We start from the raw sequence: 17,510 nt of genomic DNA, 5'->3' as shown, positions 1-17,510 counted from the left end.
CCGACCGGCTCTTCCGTGTCAAATCCGCCCCATCGGGACTTATTTGACCCGAAACCCGCCGACCGACAGGAATTCGACCACCCCGTTTCCGGGGCAACCCCTCTAACTTACCCGAACCCCCAGCCCGGCGCAAAACCACCGAACCAAGAAGATCGAAAAGCGCGAGGAGTCGCCGGCAATCAGCCCGCACACACAAGACAACCACCGAAGTGATCGAAGAGGAGTGCGCCGAACCGCGCCGACACCACAAGATTACCAGGGTCCGGCACCGCCATGACCCGACTCGATACGAACGCCTGGAGTCCCGGATGTATTCCGCCCGCCTCACGCCCGGGGCCGGTGGGATCGCGACGTGCCGGCAGCGGCCCCCTTGTTCCCCGTCACGGGTTATCCACAGGCCGCAGCGAGGAGGCTTGGCGGGACCATGCCGAACATAGACTTTGGCGGGTGAGCGACATGCCGCCTGTAGCGAAGAAGGTTCCCCTGGAGCGCACGCATCACGGTGACACCGTGGTCGACGAGTATGCGTGGCTGCTCAAGAAGGACGACCCCGACACCATCGCGTACCTGGAGGCGGAGAACGCCTACACCCAGGAGATGACCGGCCACCTGCAGGACCTCCAGGAGAACATCTTCAAGGAGATCAAGGGCAGGACGCTGGAGACGGACCTGTCGGTGCCCACCCGCAAGGGCGCCTGGTGGTACTACTCCCGCACCGAAGAGGGCAAGCAGTACGGCATCCAGTGCCGCGTGGCCGCCGACGGCGACAGCCCGCCACACCTGGAGCCGGGCACGTCTCTCCTGGGCGAACAGGTGATCCTGGACGGCAACGAGCTCGCCGGTGACAGTCCCTTCTTCTCCATGGGCACGAGCGCGGTCAGCCCCGACGGCACGAAGCTCGCCTACTCGACCGACTTCTCCGGAGACGAGCGCTTCACCCTCCGGTTCAAGGATCTGGAGACGGGCGAACTGCTCCCGGACGAGATTCCGGGAGTCTTCTACGGCGGCGCCTGGTCGGCCGACGGCTCCACGTTCTTCTACACGACGGTGGACGAGGCGTGGCGTCCGTACCGGATTCACCGGCACACGCTTGGCTCGACCGATGACGTCGTCGTTCACCAGGAGGACGACGAGCGCTTCTGGGTGGGCATCGGGCTGACCCGCAGCCAGCGCTACCTGGTGCTGACCTCGGGCAGCAAGATCACCAGCGAGGTGCGGGTCCTCGACGCGGACACCCCGGAAGGCGAGTTCGCGGTGGTGCGGCCCCGGCAGACCGGCGTGGAGTACGCGCTCGAGCACGCGGCCGACCGCTTCCTCGTCCTGCACAACGACGGCGCCGTGAACTTCGAGCTCGCCACCGCCCCCATCGACGATCCGGGGAACTGGACTCCGCTGATCGAGCACAGGGACGACACGCGGCTGCTCGACGTGGACGCGTTCAAGGACTACGTCAGCGTCCACTTCCGCCGTGACGGTCTCACGGGTGTCCGGATCCTGCCGGGCGACGGCGGCGAGCCCTACGAGATCTCCTTCCCTGAGCCGCTGTACGACGTCGCGCCGACCGGCAACGCGGAGTTCGAGACCAACCGGCTGCGTCTCAGCTACACGTCCATGGTCACTCCGCCGTCGGTGTACGACTACGACCTGCGCTCGCGCGAGCTGATCCTGCTCAAGCAGAGGGCGGTGCTCGGCGGCTACGACCCGGCCGACTACGAGCAGTTCCGCGAGTGGGCCACCGCCCCGGACGGCACCAGGATCCCGATCTCGATCGTGGTCCGGAAGGACACGAGCCGGCCCGCCCCCACCCTGCTTTACGGCTACGGCAGCTACGAGTCGTCCATCGATCCCTACTTCTCGGTGGCCCGGCTCTCGCTGCTGGACCGGGGGCTCGTGTTCGCGATCGCCCACGTGCGCGGGGGCGGCGAGATGGGCCGCCGGTGGTACGAGGACGGCAAGCTGACCAGGAAGAAGAACAGCTTCACCGACTTCGTGGCGTCCGCGCGGCATCTGAAGGCCGAGGGATGGTCCGACAGGATCATCGCCAGGGGCGGCTCGGCCGGTGGTCTGCTCGTGGGCGCGGTCGCCAACCTGGCGCCGGAGGAGTTCGCGGGGATCGTCGCCGAGGTCCCGTTCGTGGACGCGCTGAACACGATCCTCGATCCGTCGCTGCCGCTCACGGTGACCGAGTGGGACGAGTGGGGTGACCCGCTGCACGATTCCGAGGTCTACGCGTACATGAAGTCCTACTCGCCCTACGAAAACGTCGACGGCCGGCCTTACCCACCGATCCTGGCGACCACCAGCCTCAACGACACGCGGGTGCTCTACCACGAGCCGGCCAAGTGGATGGCCCGGCTCCGTGCCACCGCGCAGGGCGGCCCGTTCCTGTTGAAGACCGAGATGGGCGCCGGCCACGGAGGCCGCAGCGGCCGTTACGACGCCTGGCGTGAGGAGGCGTTCGCGCTCTCCTGGATCCTCGACCGAGTTGGAGTGACCGAGTGAGCTATGTGGCTGCCGAGGGCCGATATGGGCCCATGCCGTACAACCGGACCGGACGGAGCGGGCTGAGGCTGCCCGCGGTGTCGCTCGGGTTGTGGCACAACTTCGGCGACGACAAGCCGATCGAGACCCAGCGGGCCATCCTCCGCCGGGCCTTCGACCGCGGAGTCACCCACTTCGACCTCGCCAACAACTACGGTCCGCCGTACGGCTCCGCCGAGATCAACTTCGGGCACCTCTACCAGCAGGACTTCGCCAGGTACCGCGACGAGCTGGTGATCTCCACCAAGGCGGGGTACGACATGTGGCCCGGCCCGTACGGCAACTGGGGGTCGCGCAAGTATCTGCTCGCGAGCCTCGACCAGTCGCTGAAGCGGATGGGCCTCGACTACGTGGACATCTTCTACAGCCACCGCTTCGATCCGGAGACGCCCCTGGAGGAGACCATGGGGGCGCTCGCCCACGCGGTCCGCTCGGGCAAGGCGCTCTACGCGGGCATCTCGTCCTACTCCCCGGAGCGGACCCGGCAGGCCGCGGCGATCCTGCGAGACATGGGCACTCCGTTGCTCATCCACCAGCCCTCCTACTCGATGCTCAACCGGTGGATCGAGAACGGGCTGCTCGACGTGCTGGAGGAGGAGGGGGCCGGCTGCATCGCGTTCTCTCCGTTGGCACAGGGCATGCTGACCGATCGCTACCTGGCCGGCGTTCCGAAGGACTCGCGGGCGGCCCAGGGCAAGTCGCTCGATCCGTCCCTGCTGACGGAGGAGAGCCTGCGCCATGTCCGGCGGCTCAACGAGATCGCCGGGCAGCGCGGGCAGTCGCTGGCGCAGATGGCCCTGGCCTGGGCGCTTCGCGATCCGCGGGTGACGTCGGTCCTGATCGGCGCGAGCAGCGTCGAGCAGCTCGACGACAGCCTCGACGCGATCAACCGGCTCGACTTCACCCAGGACGAGCTGGACGCGATCGACAAGGACGCGGTCGAGTGCGGGGTCAATCTCTGGGCCGCTTCCAGCGCGGAATGAGCGTCCACGAGCCGCGGTGCACCGGCCGGCGTGCCTGCACCGCGGCGTGTGACCCATGCTCGTGACCCATGCTCGTGACCCATGCTCGTGACCCCAGGCCGGCGACCCCGGGCTCATGGGTCCCGGTGTCTGTGCTCTGGCGCACAGACACCGGGCGCCTGAGGCCTCAGCCCCACCGCACGCCTGTCCCCGGCGGACAGCGATGCCCGGCCGGGCAGCGCCGAAGCCGGCCGTCGACGGTTCAGAGGGCGTTCTGACGCTGGAGGTAGGCGAAGGAGGCCCAGCCGGGCAGGACGGGAAGCCAGAACGTCATCAGCCGGAACAGCAGCACGGCCGAGGTGGCGATGGGGCCCGGCACGCCGGCGACCTGCAGGCCGAGCGACAGGGCGTACTCCACCGCGCCCAGCCCGCCGGGCGTCGGAGCGGCCGAGCCGATGGCGTTGCCGGCCAGGAACACCACGGCGACCGCCGTGAAGCTGGCCTTGCCGCCGAATGCCTGGACGCACGCCTCAAGGCAGATCACGAAGCTGAGAGTGAGCAGCAGGGTCCCGCCCATCGCCTCGATGATCTTCTTGGGCGACTGCACCACGTCGAGCAGCCGGGGGATCACCCCCGAGAACATCGCCCGCAGGCGGGTGGTCAGCACGCGGCGAAGCGGCCGTACGGCGAGCACGATCAGGAAGAGCACCGCGACGCCGAGCAACACGACGAGCAGGCCCCGCGACGGGGTGAGGGACGGCGCGGCCTGCGTTCCGGTGAGGTAGCCGAACAGCAGCAACAGCATGATGTGCATGGCCAGGCCGATGAGCTGTGAAGCTCCCACGCTGGTCACCGCCGCCCCCGGCGGGACGCCTCGTTTCTGCAGATAACGGGTGTTGAGCGCGACGCCGCCGACCGCGGCGGGCGCGACGAGCTTCACGAACGACGCGGCGAGCTGGGCCAGGACCGTGCGGCCGAGCGGCAGCGGCTCGGGCACGAACCCACGCAGCATGATCGCCGCCGCGACGTAGCTGAGGGCGCCGGCGACCAGTGCGACACCGCTCCACGCCCAGTTCGCCGTGGTGATCACGCTGATCAGGTTGACCTGGCTGAGCTGGGAGAGCAGGAAGTAGGCGCCGAGCGTGCTGACGATGATCGTCAACAGCGTCCGGGGGCGGAACCGTTCGAGCCGCACCTCCTCGACCTCGACCTGCGGCTTCAGCGCGGTGATCTGCACGCGGATGGCGGGCAGGAGCTTCCTGTCCCGGCGGGCGGCCGTCCGGGTGTCCCGGCTCAGCGCGATCCGCTGGAGCAGCGGCATCGCCCCGGCCAGCGTGTTCTCCCCCAGCGCCTTCGCCGCCGACCTGACAGAGCGCTCGGCTCCCACCCGAGTGCCGAGGTAGGCGAGGAGCTGGGCGATGTCGAGCCGCAGCAGCAGGTCGCCTGCCGCGATCTCGCCGCTCCGGGCGTCCACGAGGTAGACGTTCCGATGGGCGTCGACGTGGATGCTCTCGCCGGTGAGGTGGCGGTGGGCCAGGCGCTGCGCGTGCAGCAGCCGGACCTGCTCCCACATCCGCTCCAGCAGCTCGTCGTCGAAGTCCTCGTCCTGTAGATCGCTCACCGGCCGGGTGTCCACGTGCTCGTAGGCGAGCAGCGCGGCCTCGGTGCCGATCTCGCTCGTGCCGAGCAGGCGCGGCAGCCGCACCCCGGCGGCCTGTGCGGCGTACGCCATCAGCGCCTCGCGCTCCAGCTCGGCGCGCAGCGAGCGGATGGCTCTGCGCCGGGTCTCGCTGTTGAGCAGGAAACGCCGCCACAGCCGGTAGAGGACGCCCGCCACCTGCCGGTCCCGGTCGAGCACGGTCACGTCGATCCGCCGGTCGTCGGCGAGGCCGACCAGGTAGCGGCGGCTGCCCGAGCTGTCGTCCTCCACCCGCCTGGCGCTGACCGGCGTGAAACCGAGCCTGCGCAGCGCCGCCAGCACGGCGCTGCCGGGCGGTCTGGTGTTCGCGCTGCCGATGCCGTAGAGCGTGCCGAATCCGACGGCGAGGCCGACGACGTACGTGAGGATCACGCCGAGGGCGGTGACCTTGGTGGCGGTGAAGAGCGCGAACACGTCGAGGGCCAGCGCGACCCACATGAGTGCCCGCCAGTGCGGGCGCCGACCCATCCGCACGGCCGTGGCGTACGCGATGGCGGGGGTGAGCACGGTGTTGAGCGGCTCCACGTCCCTGCCGCCGGTGAGCAGCTGCACCAGGTCGGCCGGACCCGCCTTGACCAGCCACTCGTCCAGCGCGTACGACACCAGCAGGGCGAGAATCGCGGCGATCAGCCCCTGGGTGACCCGCATGCCGTCGCGGTGGAAGACCCGCTCGACGGCGAACGCGACCGGGACGATCAGCACGGCGACGCCGCCCAGCAGCCCGGCGGCGGCCGACAGCAGATCAGGGGCGCGGCCGGTGCCCGCCTGGACGTCGGTCTCCAGGCCGTTCAGCGTGCGCTGCAGGGCCAGGGCCATCAGTGTGACGGCGACGAGGGCCAGCAGCGTGAGCAGGAACCGCAGTGCGTCGGAAGGACGGCGGATCCGCTGCGGCAGCAGAGGCTCGACGACGAGGACAGCTCCTTGGCCAGGAGTGTCCAGCGTTATGTCCTGCTCCTTGATGCCTCTCACCACCAGCGATTCTGTGCGATCTTCGCACTCGGTGTCCACAATTGACGGCATGCGTATATCCCTAGCCTCGGACAGCCTCGACGGAATCGCGTCGGTGCTTGTGACCGAGGTGGAACGGCGCGGCCATTCAGTCACACTCTATGGAGCACTGGCCCCCGGCGACCGGGCCGATTGGGCGTGGTGCTGTTCCGCCGCGGCGAGGGACGTCGCGGAGGGCCGCGCGGACCAGGCCGTGGTCTGTTGCTGGACCGGCACCGGCGCGTCCATAGCGGCAAACAAGGTAGCGGGCGTGCGGGCGGCGCTGTGCACCGACGCCGCCACCGCCGCGGGCGCCCGCAAGTGGAACGACGCCGACGTGCTCGCGCTCAGTCTCCGCCTCACCTCCCAGCAGGTTCTGACGGAGATTCTGGACGCTTGGTTCTCCGAGGCGCCAAGCACCGACCCCGAGGACGCCGCGAACATCGCGTACGTGCGGGAAATCCGGTAGAGACCTCCCGCGGGCCGCGCGCTAACGTCGATGCCATGAGCACGTCGCTACCCGTCCTCGGCGCCTGCCCGCTCGACTGCCCCGACACCTGTTCCTGGGTCGTCACCGTACGCGACGGTGAGGCCGTCGGGTTGCGCGGCAACCGCGACCACCCCTACACGCGCGGGGCCCTGTGTGTGAAGGTCAACCGCTACCTGGAACAGGTGCGGTCGGCCGACCGCGTTCTCCACCCGTTGAAGAGGGTGGGGCCGAAGGGATCCGGCCGGTTCGAGCGGATCAGCCTGGACCAGGCGCTGTCGGAGATCGCCGCCAAGCTGACGTCGATCGTCGAGGAGCACGGCGGCGAGGCGATCTGGCCCTACCAGGGCACCGGGACGCTCGGCTACGTCCAGGGCGAGTCGGGTCAGGCCGGGCGGCGGTTCTGGAACGCCCTCGGCGCGTCCCGGCACGACCTCAACATCTGCGCGCGGGCCGGCAACGACGGGCTGCGGTACGTCAACGGGACTCCCGGCGGCATGGACCCGGAGACGTTCGCGTTGTCGCGGCTCATCCTGCTGTGGGGCACCAACACGCTGACCAGCGGCCACCACCTGTGGAAGTTCGTCCAGGACGCCCGCGCCGCCGGGGCGTACGTCGTGGCGATCGACCCCATTCGCACGCGTACGGCCGACCAGGCGGACGAGCATCTGCCGATCCGGCCGGGCACCGACGCCGCGCTCGCCCTCGGCCTGCTGCACGTCGTGCTGGAGGAGGGCGCGGAGGACCGCGCGTACATCGAGGAGCACACGACCGGCTGGGACGAGTTCGAGGCCGAGATCCGCAGGCATCCGCCGGCGCTGGTCGCGGAGATCACCGGCCTGCCCGAGGAGCGGATCCGCGCCCTCGGCGTACGGCTCGCGCACACCCGGCCGACCGGCATCCGGGCCACGATGGGCATCCAGCGGCACGCGGGCGGCGGGGCCGCGATGCGGGTGATCGCGTGCATCCCGGGCGTCACCGGCGACTGGCGCCACCCGGGCGGCGGCGTGGCCTACTCCACCTCGGGATACGCCCCCACGGGCCCCGATCCGCGTGACGACCTGCTCCCCCACCCCGTGCGTACGCTCACGATGACCCGGCTGGCCGACGGGCTGGACGAGTCGGTCAAGTGCCTGTGGGTCTATGCGGCCAACCCGCTGGGCTCGACCTCCGACCAGAACCGGATCAGGGCGGCGCTGGCACGGGAGGATCTGTTCACGGTGGTGATGGAGCAGTTCCCGACCGACACCGTCGACTACGCCGACTACGTGCTGCCCGCGACCATGCAGATCGAGCACCTGGACGTGCACCACGGCTACGGGCACATGTACATGGTGTGGAACGAGCCCGCCGTCGAGCCGCCGGGCGAGTGCCTCTCCACGACCGAGACCTTCCGCCGGCTCGCCCGGCTGATGGGCCTGACCGAGCCGTCCCTCTACGACAGCGACCTCGAACTGGCCGGGCAGACGCTCGCCCAGGCGGGGATCTCGCTGGAGGAGTGCCGCAAGCAGGGGTGGGCCCGGCTTCCGGTGGCCGACCCGTTCGTGCCGTTCACGGAGGGCTTCCCGACGCCGAGCGGGCGGCTGGAGTTCGCCTCCGCGAAGGCCGAGGCCGCCGGGCTGCCGCGCGTGGCGGGCTACGTCCCCTCGTTCACCGCCCGTACGGCTCCCGCCGACCGGCCGCACCCGCTCGTCATGATCACCCCGGCCGCGCACACGTTCCTGAACACGCAGTTCGCCAACAACCCGGAGCTGCGCAAGCGGTCGAAGGGCCCGCGGGTGCTGGTCAACCCGGCCGACGCCGCGTCCCGGGGGCTCGTGGACGGGCAGGCCGCACGGGTCTTCAACGGCAACGGCGAGTTCAGGGCGTACGTGGAGGTCAGCGACCGGGTGGCGCAGGGGGTGGTGGCGGCGCCGAAGGGCCACTGGCCGAAGCTGTCGGCGGGCGCCAACCCCAACGCGCTGGTCGACGAGCGGGACGCCGACATGGGCCGGGGCCCGGTCTACCACGACAACTTCGTCGACGTCGCCCCGCTGTCAGAGGAGGAGCTTGAACCCCTCGTGTGAGGCCGTGAAGCCGAGCGAGCCGTAGAAGCGGTGGGCCTCGATGCGGGCCTTGTCGGAGGTGAGCTGCACCAGCGCGCAGCCACGCTCCCGGGCCCGCTCGACCGCCCACCGCATCATCTCCCGGCCGATCCCCCGGTTGCGATGCGGCACCGCGACCCTGACCGCCTCGATCAGCGCGCGCTCGCCACCCCGCCGCGACAGCCCGGGAATGTAGGTGATCTGCATGGTCCCGACCGCCTCGCCGTCCGACTCCACGACGATCAACTCGTTACGCGGGTCGGCGTCCACCGCCTCGAAGGCGGCGTAGTAGTCCGGCTCTCCGGAAGACGGACGGGCGGCGGTGATCGGGTCTTCATTGATCATGGCCACGATGACGGGGACGTCCTCACGCCGGGCCGTACGGAAGTGCAGCGACATGCCGGGGAGCCTAACCGGGTGGCGTCAGGGGCGGCTCAGGGACTTCCCCGATGCCGGAGAAACGCCCGGAAAGGCACGCTGTAGTCATGAACGAACTGACCCGCATGGACGAGATGTCCTTGGCCGGCGCGGCCCTGCGCGGCGCGCCCTGGCGGGCCGCGGCGACGTCCGGTGGGGCGGTCGCGGCCACGAGCTTCCTCCTGGGCGTCATCCTGCCCGGCCCGGCCGACCTGACCTGGGCCCTGTGCGCGGGGATCACCGTGTTCGCCCTCGTCGCGGCGATCGGCGCGATCTCCAAGCCGGACGTCGGCGACCGGGTGACCCGGCAGGCCCGTCTGTGGGCGCTGCGCCACCCCTGGCGCTTCTCGCTCTACCCGGCCCTCGGCGCGGCGGCCCTCATGTACCCGGTGCAGCTCGTGATCGACCACGAGGGCGTCTTCGGCTCGGCCTGGGACGCGCTGTGGGGTGGCGCGCTCGTGCTGCTGATCACCACCGTTCTCACGTTCTCCATGCGCGGCCGGGCCAAGAGCTCCTAATTCTCACGCGGAGGCGGCACGCTCGTACTCGCCGCGGCAGACGCAGAACTCGTTGCCCTCGGGGTCGAGGAGAGTGACCCAGCCGGTGCCCTCCGGGGTGCGGTGGTCCTCGTACGGCTTGGCCCCGAGCGCGAGCAGCCGCTCCACCTCCTGGTCGCGGGTGCGCTCCCCGGAGGGGACGACGTCGAGGTGCAGGCGGTTCTTGACCGTCTTGCCCTCGGGCACCTGGATGAAAAGCAGGTGCGGAGGGCCGTCAGGACGGTCCAGCATTACCTCGTCGTCCTCCGGCTCGGAGTCGACGAGCGGCCAGCCCAGGGCCTCGCTCCACCACTGGGCCAGCTCATACGGCCGGGCGCAGTCGATCGTCATCGTGTGGATCTCCATCATGCGCCCAGCCAATCGCGACACCGGTAAAGCTGTCAAGCAGGTTACGTTGCCGTCCGCCGCGGCCGCAGGGACTGGACGAGGCCCACCGCGGACACGATGGCCCAGACCCCCTCCAGCAGCAGGAATCCCCAGTCGTCGTCCGCGTACGCGAGCCACGCGAGCACCACGGAGCCGACGAGGTTGAGCGTGAGGTAGATCTTCGAACGGTTGTCCAGGACGTTCATCTGGGAGAGCAGGAACGCGCCGAGGATGAGGACGGCGCCGGCGATCTGCAGAACTTGGTCCATGTCATTCCGCCCACCGTCTTCGCTCGTCCGGGTACGGAGGGCACCTCGTCCGGGAGGGCCGCGGATCACGGCCTTCACATCATGGGACCATACCGGTCGCACCTAACCAATCCGTGCGAACTGTGGCACAGACCATGGATATCGCCGGTTACTCGCGGGTAGCATTCGTTTAGAGTTACCGACCAGTACGTTACCCCCGGGTTCGGTTCTAGGAGCGCACACAGATGGGTCACTACAAGAGCAACCTCCGCGACCTGGAGTTCAACCTCTTCGAGGTGTTCGGGCGCAGCGAGATCCTCGGCACCGGCCCGTTCGCCGAGGTGGACGAGGACACCGCGCGAAGCGTGCTGGACGAGGTGAACCGGCTCGCCGCCGGCCCCATCGCCGACTCGTTCGAGGACGCCGACCGCCACCCGCCCGTCTTCGACCCCGCCACCCACAGCGTGACCATGCCGGAGAGCTTCAAGCGCTCCTACCAGGCCTGGGTGGACGCCGAGTGGTGGCGCCTGGAGTTGCAGCCGGAGCTCGGCGGCACGCCCGCCCCGCGCAGCCTGGTGTGGGCCATGGCCGAGATGGTGCTCGGCGCCAACCCCGCCGTGTGGATGTTCGCCTGCGGCCCGGCCTTCGCCCACCTGCTGTTCGAGCTCGGCACCCCGGAGCAGAAGCGGTTCGCCGAGATGGCCGTCGAGCGGCGCTGGGGCGCGACCATGGTGCTGACCGAGCCCGACGCCGGCTCCGACGTGGGCGCAGGCCGCACGAAGGCGGTCCAGCAGCCCGACGGCACCTGGCACATCGAGGGCGTCAAGCGCTTCATCACCAGCGCCGAGCACGACATGGCCGAGAACATCTTCCACCTCGTGCTGGCCCGGCCCGAGGGCGCCAAGCCCGGCACCAAGGGCCTGTCGATGTTCCTCGTGCCGAAGTACCTGGTGGACCTGGAGACCGGCGAGCTGGGCGAGCGCAACGGCGTGTACGTCACCAACGTCGAGAAGAAGATGGGCCTGAAGGTCTCCACGACCTGTGAGCTCACGCTCGGCGAGAAGCACCCCGCCATCGGTTACCTGGTCGGCGACGCGCACGACGGCATCCGGCAGATGTTCATGGTGATCGAGCACGCGCGCATGATGGTGGGCGCCAAGGCCATCGCCACGCTGTCCACCGGCTATCTCAACGCGCTGGACTTCGCGAAGAACCGCGTCCAGGGCGCCGACCTCACCCGCTCGGGCGACAAGACCGCCCCGCGCGTGACGATCACCCACCACCCCGACGTACGCCGCGAACTCATGCTGCAGAAGTCGTACGCCGAGGCGATGCGGGCGCTGGTCATCTACACGGCGACGATCCAGGACCAGATCCAGATCGCGGAGTTCGAGGGCCGCCGCGACGAGGCCGCCGAAGCGCTCAACGACCTGCTGCTCCCGCTGGTCAAGGGCGTCGGCTCCGAGCGGTCGTACGAGCTGCTGGCCCGCTCGCTGCAGACGCTCGGCGGCTCGGGCTTCCTCCAGGACTACCCGATCGAGCAGTACATCCGCGACTCGAAGATCGACTCGCTGTACGAGGGCACGACCGCGATCCAGGGCCAGGACCTGTTCTTCCGCAAGGTCCTGAAGAACCAGGGCGCGGCGCTGGGGTCGCTGCTCGGCGAGATCAAGGCGTTCGCCGCCTCTGAGGCGGGCAACGGGCGGCTGAAGGTCGAGCGCGGCCTGCTCGACGAGGCGGCCGACGAGGTCAAGGCCATGGCCGACACGATGGCCGGCTGGGCGATCGCCTCCATGGAGACGCCGCAGGAGGTCTACAAGGTCGGCCTCAACACCACCCGGTTCCTCATGGCGCTGGGCGACCTGGTGCTGGGCTGGCTGCTGCTGCGCCAGGCCGAGATCGCGCTGAACGCCCTGTCCGCCTCGGAGGAGGACAAGGCGTTCTACACAGGCAAGATCGCGGCGGCCTCGTTCTTCGCGCAGACCGTGCTGCCGCGCGTGGCCGCCGAGCGCCGCGTGCTCGCCGCCACCGGCCAGGACCTCATGGAACTGCCGGAAGAGTCCTTCTGATCTGTTCTGGTTCGGTACGGCCGCCGCACACGTGACGGTGCGGCGGCCGTACCGCGTCTCTGGGCCGCACCGCTCCCGGGCCGGTCAGGTGAACGCGGGAAGCGGCGCGGCGGTCAGGGGAGGCGCACCCTCGGGCGGAGGCACATCCTCAGGCGGACGTCGGAAGCGGCCGGGCGGCGCTGTCCTCGTCGGTGTTGACGGTCTGGAGCAGTTCCTCGCGCTCGGGGGTGTTCTCCGGGCGGATGAAGCCGATGATCGTGAAAAGCACCAGCGAGGTGGCCACCGGCGCGGCCGTCGCCACGGCGGTCGAGACGTCGCTCATGCCGTAGTTGGTGAGCCAGAAGACGAACAGGCCTGCCGCCCACGAGACCAGCGCGGCCGTCGGGCCGGACCTGCGGAACAGCGGCAGCATGCCGAGCAGCAGCGGGATCGAGATCGGGCCCATGAGCCCGGCCACCCACTTGATGACGACCGTGATGATGTCCTTCAAAACCGGGCTGTTGACCTGGGTGGCCACGGTCATCGACAGCGCGATGAACGCCACCGTGGTGACCCGGGCCGCGACCAGGGCGGCCCTGGTGTCCCAGGCCCGCGCCGCGCGGGACAGCACCGGGATCACGTCGCGGGTGAAGACCGAGGCGATCGCGTTGGCGTCGGAGGAGGCCATCGCCATCGTGTGCGAGAAGAAGCCGGCGATCACCAGGCCGAGCAGGCCGTGCGGGATGAGCTGGGTGGTCAGCAGCGCGTAGGAGTCGCTCGCGTCCGGCTTGGTCGCGTGGACCAGCAGCGGCGCGGCCCACATGGGGAAGAACAGCAGCAGCGGCCAGATCGCCCACAGCACGGCCGACAGGCGGGCGCCGCGGGCCGCCTGGGCCGCCGACGGCGCGGCCATGTAGCGCTGGGCCTGGTTCCACATGCCGCCGTTGTACTCGAACGTCTTGATGAACAGGAACGCGAGCAGGAACGTCACGGTGAACGGGCCGTTCAGGGGCTGCGCGTGCTCGGGCGGGAGCCTGTCCCACATGTCCCCCACCGCGCTGATGCCGCCGAGCTTGGCGAGGACGGCGAACAGCATGACGACGCCGGCGAGGAGCTGGATGACGAACTGCCCGAAGTCGGTGAGCGCGTCGGCCCACAGACCGCCGACCGTGCAGTAGACGGCGGTGACGACGCCGGTGATCAGGATGCCCTGGTTGAGCGACAGCCCGGTGAACGTCGACAGCAGCGTGGCGATCGCGGCCCACTTGGCGCCGACGTCCACGATCTTCAGCAGGCCGCCCGACCAGGCGAGCGCCTGCTGGGTCGGTACGTTGTATCGCTTGGCGAGGAACTCCAGCGGCGAGCTGACCCTGAGCTTCGACCGGATGCGGTTAAGCCTCGGGGCGAACAGCACCGAGCCGATCGCGATGCCGATCGCGATCGGGAAGGCCCAGGTGACGTACGAGGTGGCGCCATAGAGGTAGGCGATGCCGGCGTACCCGGTGAACATGACGGCGCTGTAGCCGGACATGTGGTGCGAGATGCCGGCCAGCCACCAGGGCATCTTGCCCCCGGCGGTGAAGAAGTCACTGATGTTGCCGATACGCCGGTGCGAGTAGACGCCGATCGCCACCATGACGATGAAATAGGCGCCCAGAACGAACCAGTCCAATGGGTTCACGCGCGTCGTACCTCCGGGTGAACGGCGGCACCCGGACCGACAACCGCCTGGCCTCGTTACGATGCGCCCGCCCCCCTCCCGCCGTCAATGGCGGGTTCGCAGGTCACGGGCGTACGAGGGAGCGGATCGAGGCCGTGATGCAGGTCACAGCACGTTCATACTCATGAACCAGCTTCGCGTATCTGAATCGTTATCAGGAACGGCCTTGATCTCGCGCGGGGTGGGGGGTGAAAGTGTGCGGCGAAATGAGATTCCAGCAAGCGGCACACAACGGACCCGTCACCGCCTGGCACCGGTGATCGTCCGGCAGGGCACGCGCGCGAGCGGGAGGACGAGGGGCGCCGCCCCCGCCCCTCGCGTGAGCATGCCCGGGAGTGTGAAAGGCCCAGGGCACGAGAAAGAAGGTCAGACGGCCGCGACCACGGCGGAGCGGCGTTCGAGGGCGGCCGAGAGGGCGGCGAGCACGAGCGCGGAGGCGGTGAGGAGGGCGCCCACCCAGTTGGGCGCGGTGTAGCCCAGGCCCGCCGCGATGACGAGGCCGCCGAGCCAGGAGCTCAGGGCGTTGCCGAGGTTGAAGGCGCCGATGTTCACGGCCGAGGCCAGCGTCGGCGCGCCGTGGGCCAGGTCGAGCACGCGCTTCTGCAGCGGCGGCACGGTGGCGAAGCCGAGCGCCCCGATCAGGGCGACGGTCACCGCGGCCAGGATCTTGCTGTGCGCGGTCAGCGTGAAGGCGGCGAGGACGACCGCGAGGGCGCCCAGCGAGACGTACAGCATCGGCATCAGCGCGCGGTCGGCGAACCTTCCGCCGACGAGGTTGCCGGCGACCATGCCGAGGCCGAAGAGGACCAGGAGCCAGGTGACCGCCCCTTCGGGATAGCCCGCGACCCGGACCATCATGGGCGCGATGTACGTGATGGCCGCGAAGACGCCGCCGAACCCGAGCACGGTCATGCCCATCGCCAGCAACACCTGGACGTCGCGGAGTGCGGCCACTTCGTGACGCAGGCGTACGCCCTGGGGGCGCGGCATCTCGGGCACGAGCGCGGCGATGCCGATCAGGCCGACGGCGCCGAGCCCGGCGACGACGGCGAAGGTGGTCCGCCAGCCGGCGACCTGGCCGACCAGGGTGCCCAGGGGTACGCCGACGACGTTGGCCACGGTCAGACCGGTGAACATCAGGGCGATCGCCCCGGCCCTCCGGTGCGGGGCGACCAGTTCGGCCGCGACCACGGAACCGATGCCGAAGAACGCGCCGTGCGCCAGCGAGGCGACCACTCGGCCGGCCAGCATCACTCCGAAGCCCGGCGCGAGGGCCGAGAGCAGGTTGCCGGCGATGAACAGCGCCATCAGCAGCATCAGCACGCGCTTGCGGGACATGGTCGTCCCCAGCACGGTCATCGGCGGGGCGCCGACGACCACGCCCAGGGCGTAGCCCGTGACGAGCAGGCCGACGGTCGGGATGGAGACCCCGAGGTCGGACGCCACCTGCGGAAGCAATCCCGTGATCACGAACTCGGTGGTCCCGATCCCGAAGGCCCCGATGGCCAGGGCTACGAGTGCGAGAGGCATGAACGTCCCCCAACGATTGCAGGAGCTAGTAACAGGCGCAGACAATAGTTGCAGACGCTTGATACTTGCAAGCGCGGACTATTGCAGGAGTGGAGTATCCTCGTCTGAGTCACACGCGAACGGAGGGAGAGTCGATGACGGCCGCCGATCCCGCCCTCACCGCACTCGCGCAGGGCTGGTGCGCGCTCTCCCTGCTGCACGAGAGGATCGAGGCACACATCGAGCGCGCCCTGCAGCGCAAACACGGGCTGAGCGTGCGGGAATACTCCCTGCTGGAGACGCTCAGCCGGCAGCACGACGGCCCCGGCGGCCATCTGCAGATGAAGCAGGTCGCCGACGCCGTGGTGCTCAGCCAGAGCGCGACGACGCGCCTGGTGACCCGGCTCGAAGAGCGGGGACTGCTCACCCGCTACCTGTGCCCCACCGACCGCCGTGGGATCTACACCGACGTCAGCCCCGCGGGCCTGGCGCTGCTCGCCGAGGCCCGGCCCACGAACGACACCGCCCTGCGGGAGGCCCTCGACCAGGCAGCCCGGAACCCCCGGCTCGCCCCTCTGGTCGAAGCGGTCGAATCACTGCATGCGCAGTAGCGGACCTAGAGGACGTACTGCACGGCCGCGCGGGCGGCGAGGATCGGCGTGATGCACTCGTCGATCACCGCCCGGTGGGCCGGGTGGTCGCGGTAGACGACGTAGTCCTCGGGGGAGTCGAAGTCGGCGACCACGCCGAAGGAGAAGTTGCCCTGGTTGACGCCCGCGTCCGAGCCGATCTGGTAGGAGCGCAGCTCGGGGATGACGTCCGGCAGCCCGCCCAGCCGCCTTGCCACCTCGGCCCGCTGCTCCTCGGTGGCGTCCTCGGTCCACTTCAGCAGCACGACGTGGCGGAACATGCACTCCCCCTGGGATGAGACGCACGCGGCCGACCGGCCGCGCTCTTCACGGCGCTCATCCTCTCATCATCGATGGCGAAGGCGCAGGCGCGGTGCCTGTTCGGGCCGGCCGGTCGGGCGCCGGCGCCCGGGTCGGCCCGTCAGCCGAAGCGTGTGTCAGTCCCCCGGCGTTCGCACCGGCCGGGGAGCGCTCCGCGCGGCCGGGCTCTGCCACTGCTCCAGGACCTGCCGGAAGGCCTCGCTCACGAGGGACAGAAGTTGGGCGGAGGACTCGAAGCGCCCGCCCGCCGGGGTCGCGGCCCCGAGGATCTCCGCTCCGCGCCGCGATGCGGCCGCCAGGGCCTCGTTCATCTGCAGAGACGCGAGGATCGACCGGAGCCAGATCTCATCGTCGATGACATAGCGCTCGCGCCGCGCGCCGGGAACCCGCTCCCGCCTGAGGATCCCCTGCTGTTCCAGGAAGGCGACGGCGTGCGAGATCGAGGCAGGGCTGACGTGAAGCCGCTGGACCAGGTCGGCGGCGGTGAGAGTGCCGGAGTCGGTGACGTACAGGCAGGCCAGCACCCTGGCCTCCATCCGGGGCAGCCCCTGCTGAACGAGGAGGGCGATGAAGGACTCCGTGAAGTCCTGCACCGCTTGGGGGTCGCGCCCATGGCCGCTGTCGGGGATCGGCGGCGCCGGAGGCTGAGCCCGCTTGTGCCGGCGCGCACGATGCCGCGTGGCCTCGTGCGCCCGCTCGGCCCTGTAATCGTCGGGCCCGCCGTTGCGGGTGACCTCCCGCATGACGGTCGAGGCGGGCCGCCCCAGACGCCGGCCGATCTCCGCGTATCCGAGCCCCTCGGCCAGCCCCGCAGCGATGTGCTGACGGTCTTCGTCGGTGAGTCTGCCTCCGGGCATGGGTGCTCGTCTCCTGTCTGCCGGCATGCGCGGAGCTCGGCGCCCGCATGCTGCACAGTATGCATTCACTCGTAGTCC

The 17,510-nt window shown here is 69.8% G+C and carries 15 protein-coding genes and 1 riboswitch; of the genes, 7 read left to right on the top strand and 8 right to left on the bottom strand.

The genetic code is table 11. The features are described from left to right. Nucleotides 1-456: 456 nt before the first annotated feature. Together FH610_RS36385 and mgrA are read left to right on the top strand one after the other, a co-directional pair. Nucleotides 457-2,502: a S9 family peptidase gene (locus tag FH610_RS36385; RefSeq protein ID WP_139579787.1), complete on the top strand. Its 2,046-nt coding sequence runs from the start codon at nucleotides 457-459 to the stop codon at nucleotides 2,500-2,502. Beyond that, the gene (gene mgrA, locus FH610_RS36380; RefSeq protein ID WP_139579776.1) at nucleotides 2,499-3,524 is read left to right on the top strand and encodes an L-glyceraldehyde 3-phosphate reductase; all 1,026 of its coding nucleotides are present in this window, start codon (nucleotides 2,499-2,501) and stop codon (nucleotides 3,522-3,524) included. Before FH610_RS36385 ends, mgrA begins: the two co-directional genes overlap by 4 nt. Before the next feature lie 241 nt (nucleotides 3,525-3,765). Here the strand turns inward: mgrA and FH610_RS36375 are convergent, their stop codons facing one another. Further along, the gene (locus FH610_RS36375; protein ID WP_240809403.1) at nucleotides 3,766-6,171 is read right to left on the bottom strand and encodes a lysylphosphatidylglycerol synthase transmembrane domain-containing protein; all 2,406 of its coding nucleotides are present in this window, start codon (nucleotides 6,169-6,171) and stop codon (nucleotides 3,766-3,768) included. A gap of 49 nt (nucleotides 6,172-6,220) precedes the next feature. Between FH610_RS36375 and FH610_RS36370 the strand changes: the two genes are divergently transcribed. Then, nucleotides 6,221-6,658, top strand: a complete 438-nt coding sequence (locus FH610_RS36370) for an RpiB/LacA/LacB family sugar-phosphate isomerase (protein ID WP_139579774.1) — start codon at nucleotides 6,221-6,223, stop codon at nucleotides 6,656-6,658. A gap of 35 nt (nucleotides 6,659-6,693) precedes the next feature. Then, complete coding sequence (locus tag FH610_RS36365) at nucleotides 6,694-8,742, top strand: molybdopterin-containing oxidoreductase family protein (protein ID WP_139579773.1); 2,049 nt, start codon at nucleotides 6,694-6,696, stop codon at nucleotides 8,740-8,742. Here FH610_RS36365 and FH610_RS36360 read toward each other — a convergent pair. After that, nucleotides 8,713-9,159, bottom strand: coding sequence for a GNAT family N-acetyltransferase (locus FH610_RS36360; RefSeq protein ID WP_139579772.1), 447 nt, complete (start codon nucleotides 9,157-9,159; stop codon nucleotides 8,713-8,715). The genes FH610_RS36365 and FH610_RS36360 overlap by 30 nt on opposite strands. An 86-nt stretch (nucleotides 9,160-9,245) precedes the next feature. On the opposite strand from FH610_RS36360, the gene FH610_RS36355 reads away from it, so the two are divergent. After that, nucleotides 9,246-9,695, top strand: a complete 450-nt coding sequence (locus FH610_RS36355) for a hypothetical protein (RefSeq protein ID WP_139579771.1) — start codon at nucleotides 9,246-9,248, stop codon at nucleotides 9,693-9,695. A gap of 3 nt (nucleotides 9,696-9,698) precedes the next feature. Here FH610_RS36355 and FH610_RS36350 read toward each other — a convergent pair whose 3' ends face one another. Together FH610_RS36350 and FH610_RS36345 are read right to left on the bottom strand one after the other, a co-directional pair. After that, nucleotides 9,699-10,082, bottom strand: coding sequence for a VOC family protein (locus FH610_RS36350; RefSeq protein WP_139579770.1), 384 nt, complete (start codon nucleotides 10,080-10,082; stop codon nucleotides 9,699-9,701). Nucleotides 10,083-10,123: 41 nt separating this feature from the next. Further along, a complete protein-coding gene (locus tag FH610_RS36345) occupies nucleotides 10,124-10,369 on the bottom strand; it encodes a CBU_0592 family membrane protein (protein WP_139579769.1) in 246 nt (81 codons plus the stop codon). A 5-nt stretch (nucleotides 10,370-10,374) separates the two neighbouring features. Next, nucleotides 10,375-10,447, bottom strand: a riboswitch (guanidine-III (ykkC-III) riboswitch). 146 nt (nucleotides 10,448-10,593) lie between these two features. On the opposite strand from FH610_RS36345, the gene FH610_RS36340 reads away from it, so the two are divergent. Beyond that, complete coding sequence (locus tag FH610_RS36340) at nucleotides 10,594-12,417, top strand: acyl-CoA dehydrogenase (RefSeq protein ID WP_139579768.1); 1,824 nt, start codon at nucleotides 10,594-10,596, stop codon at nucleotides 12,415-12,417. Nucleotides 12,418-12,565: 148 nt separating this feature from the next. On the opposite strand, the gene FH610_RS36335 is transcribed toward FH610_RS36340, so the two are convergent. Both FH610_RS36335 and FH610_RS36330 read right to left on the bottom strand, forming a co-directional pair. Next, a complete protein-coding gene (locus tag FH610_RS36335) occupies nucleotides 12,566-14,077 on the bottom strand; it encodes a sodium:solute symporter family protein (protein ID WP_139579767.1) in 1,512 nt (503 codons plus the stop codon). 405 nt (nucleotides 14,078-14,482) lie between these two features. Continuing rightward, nucleotides 14,483-15,646, bottom strand: a complete 1,164-nt coding sequence (locus FH610_RS36330) for an MFS transporter (RefSeq protein ID WP_139579766.1) — start codon at nucleotides 15,644-15,646, stop codon at nucleotides 14,483-14,485. A gap of 134 nt (nucleotides 15,647-15,780) precedes the next feature. On the opposite strand from FH610_RS36330, the gene FH610_RS36325 reads away from it, so the two are divergent. Continuing rightward, nucleotides 15,781-16,236: a MarR family winged helix-turn-helix transcriptional regulator gene (locus FH610_RS36325; protein ID WP_139579765.1), complete on the top strand. Its 456-nt coding sequence runs from the start codon at nucleotides 15,781-15,783 to the stop codon at nucleotides 16,234-16,236. A gap of 5 nt (nucleotides 16,237-16,241) precedes the next feature. Here FH610_RS36325 and FH610_RS36320 read toward each other — a convergent pair whose 3' ends face one another. Continuing rightward, a complete protein-coding gene (locus tag FH610_RS36320) occupies nucleotides 16,242-16,535 on the bottom strand; it encodes a Dabb family protein (RefSeq protein WP_139579764.1) in 294 nt (97 codons plus the stop codon). Between the two features lie 156 nt (nucleotides 16,536-16,691). Then, nucleotides 16,692-17,432, bottom strand: coding sequence for a GbsR/MarR family transcriptional regulator (locus FH610_RS36315; protein WP_139579763.1), 741 nt, complete (start codon nucleotides 17,430-17,432; stop codon nucleotides 16,692-16,694). Nucleotides 17,433-17,510: the final 78 nt, after the last annotated feature.

It is taken from the genome of Microbispora catharanthi (assembly GCF_006334915.2).
Taxonomy (GTDB): domain Bacteria; phylum Actinomycetota; class Actinomycetes; order Streptosporangiales; family Streptosporangiaceae; genus Microbispora; species Microbispora catharanthi.
The sequence above is the reverse complement of the archived record's forward strand: the minus strand, read 5'-3'. Positions and strand labels throughout refer to the sequence as shown.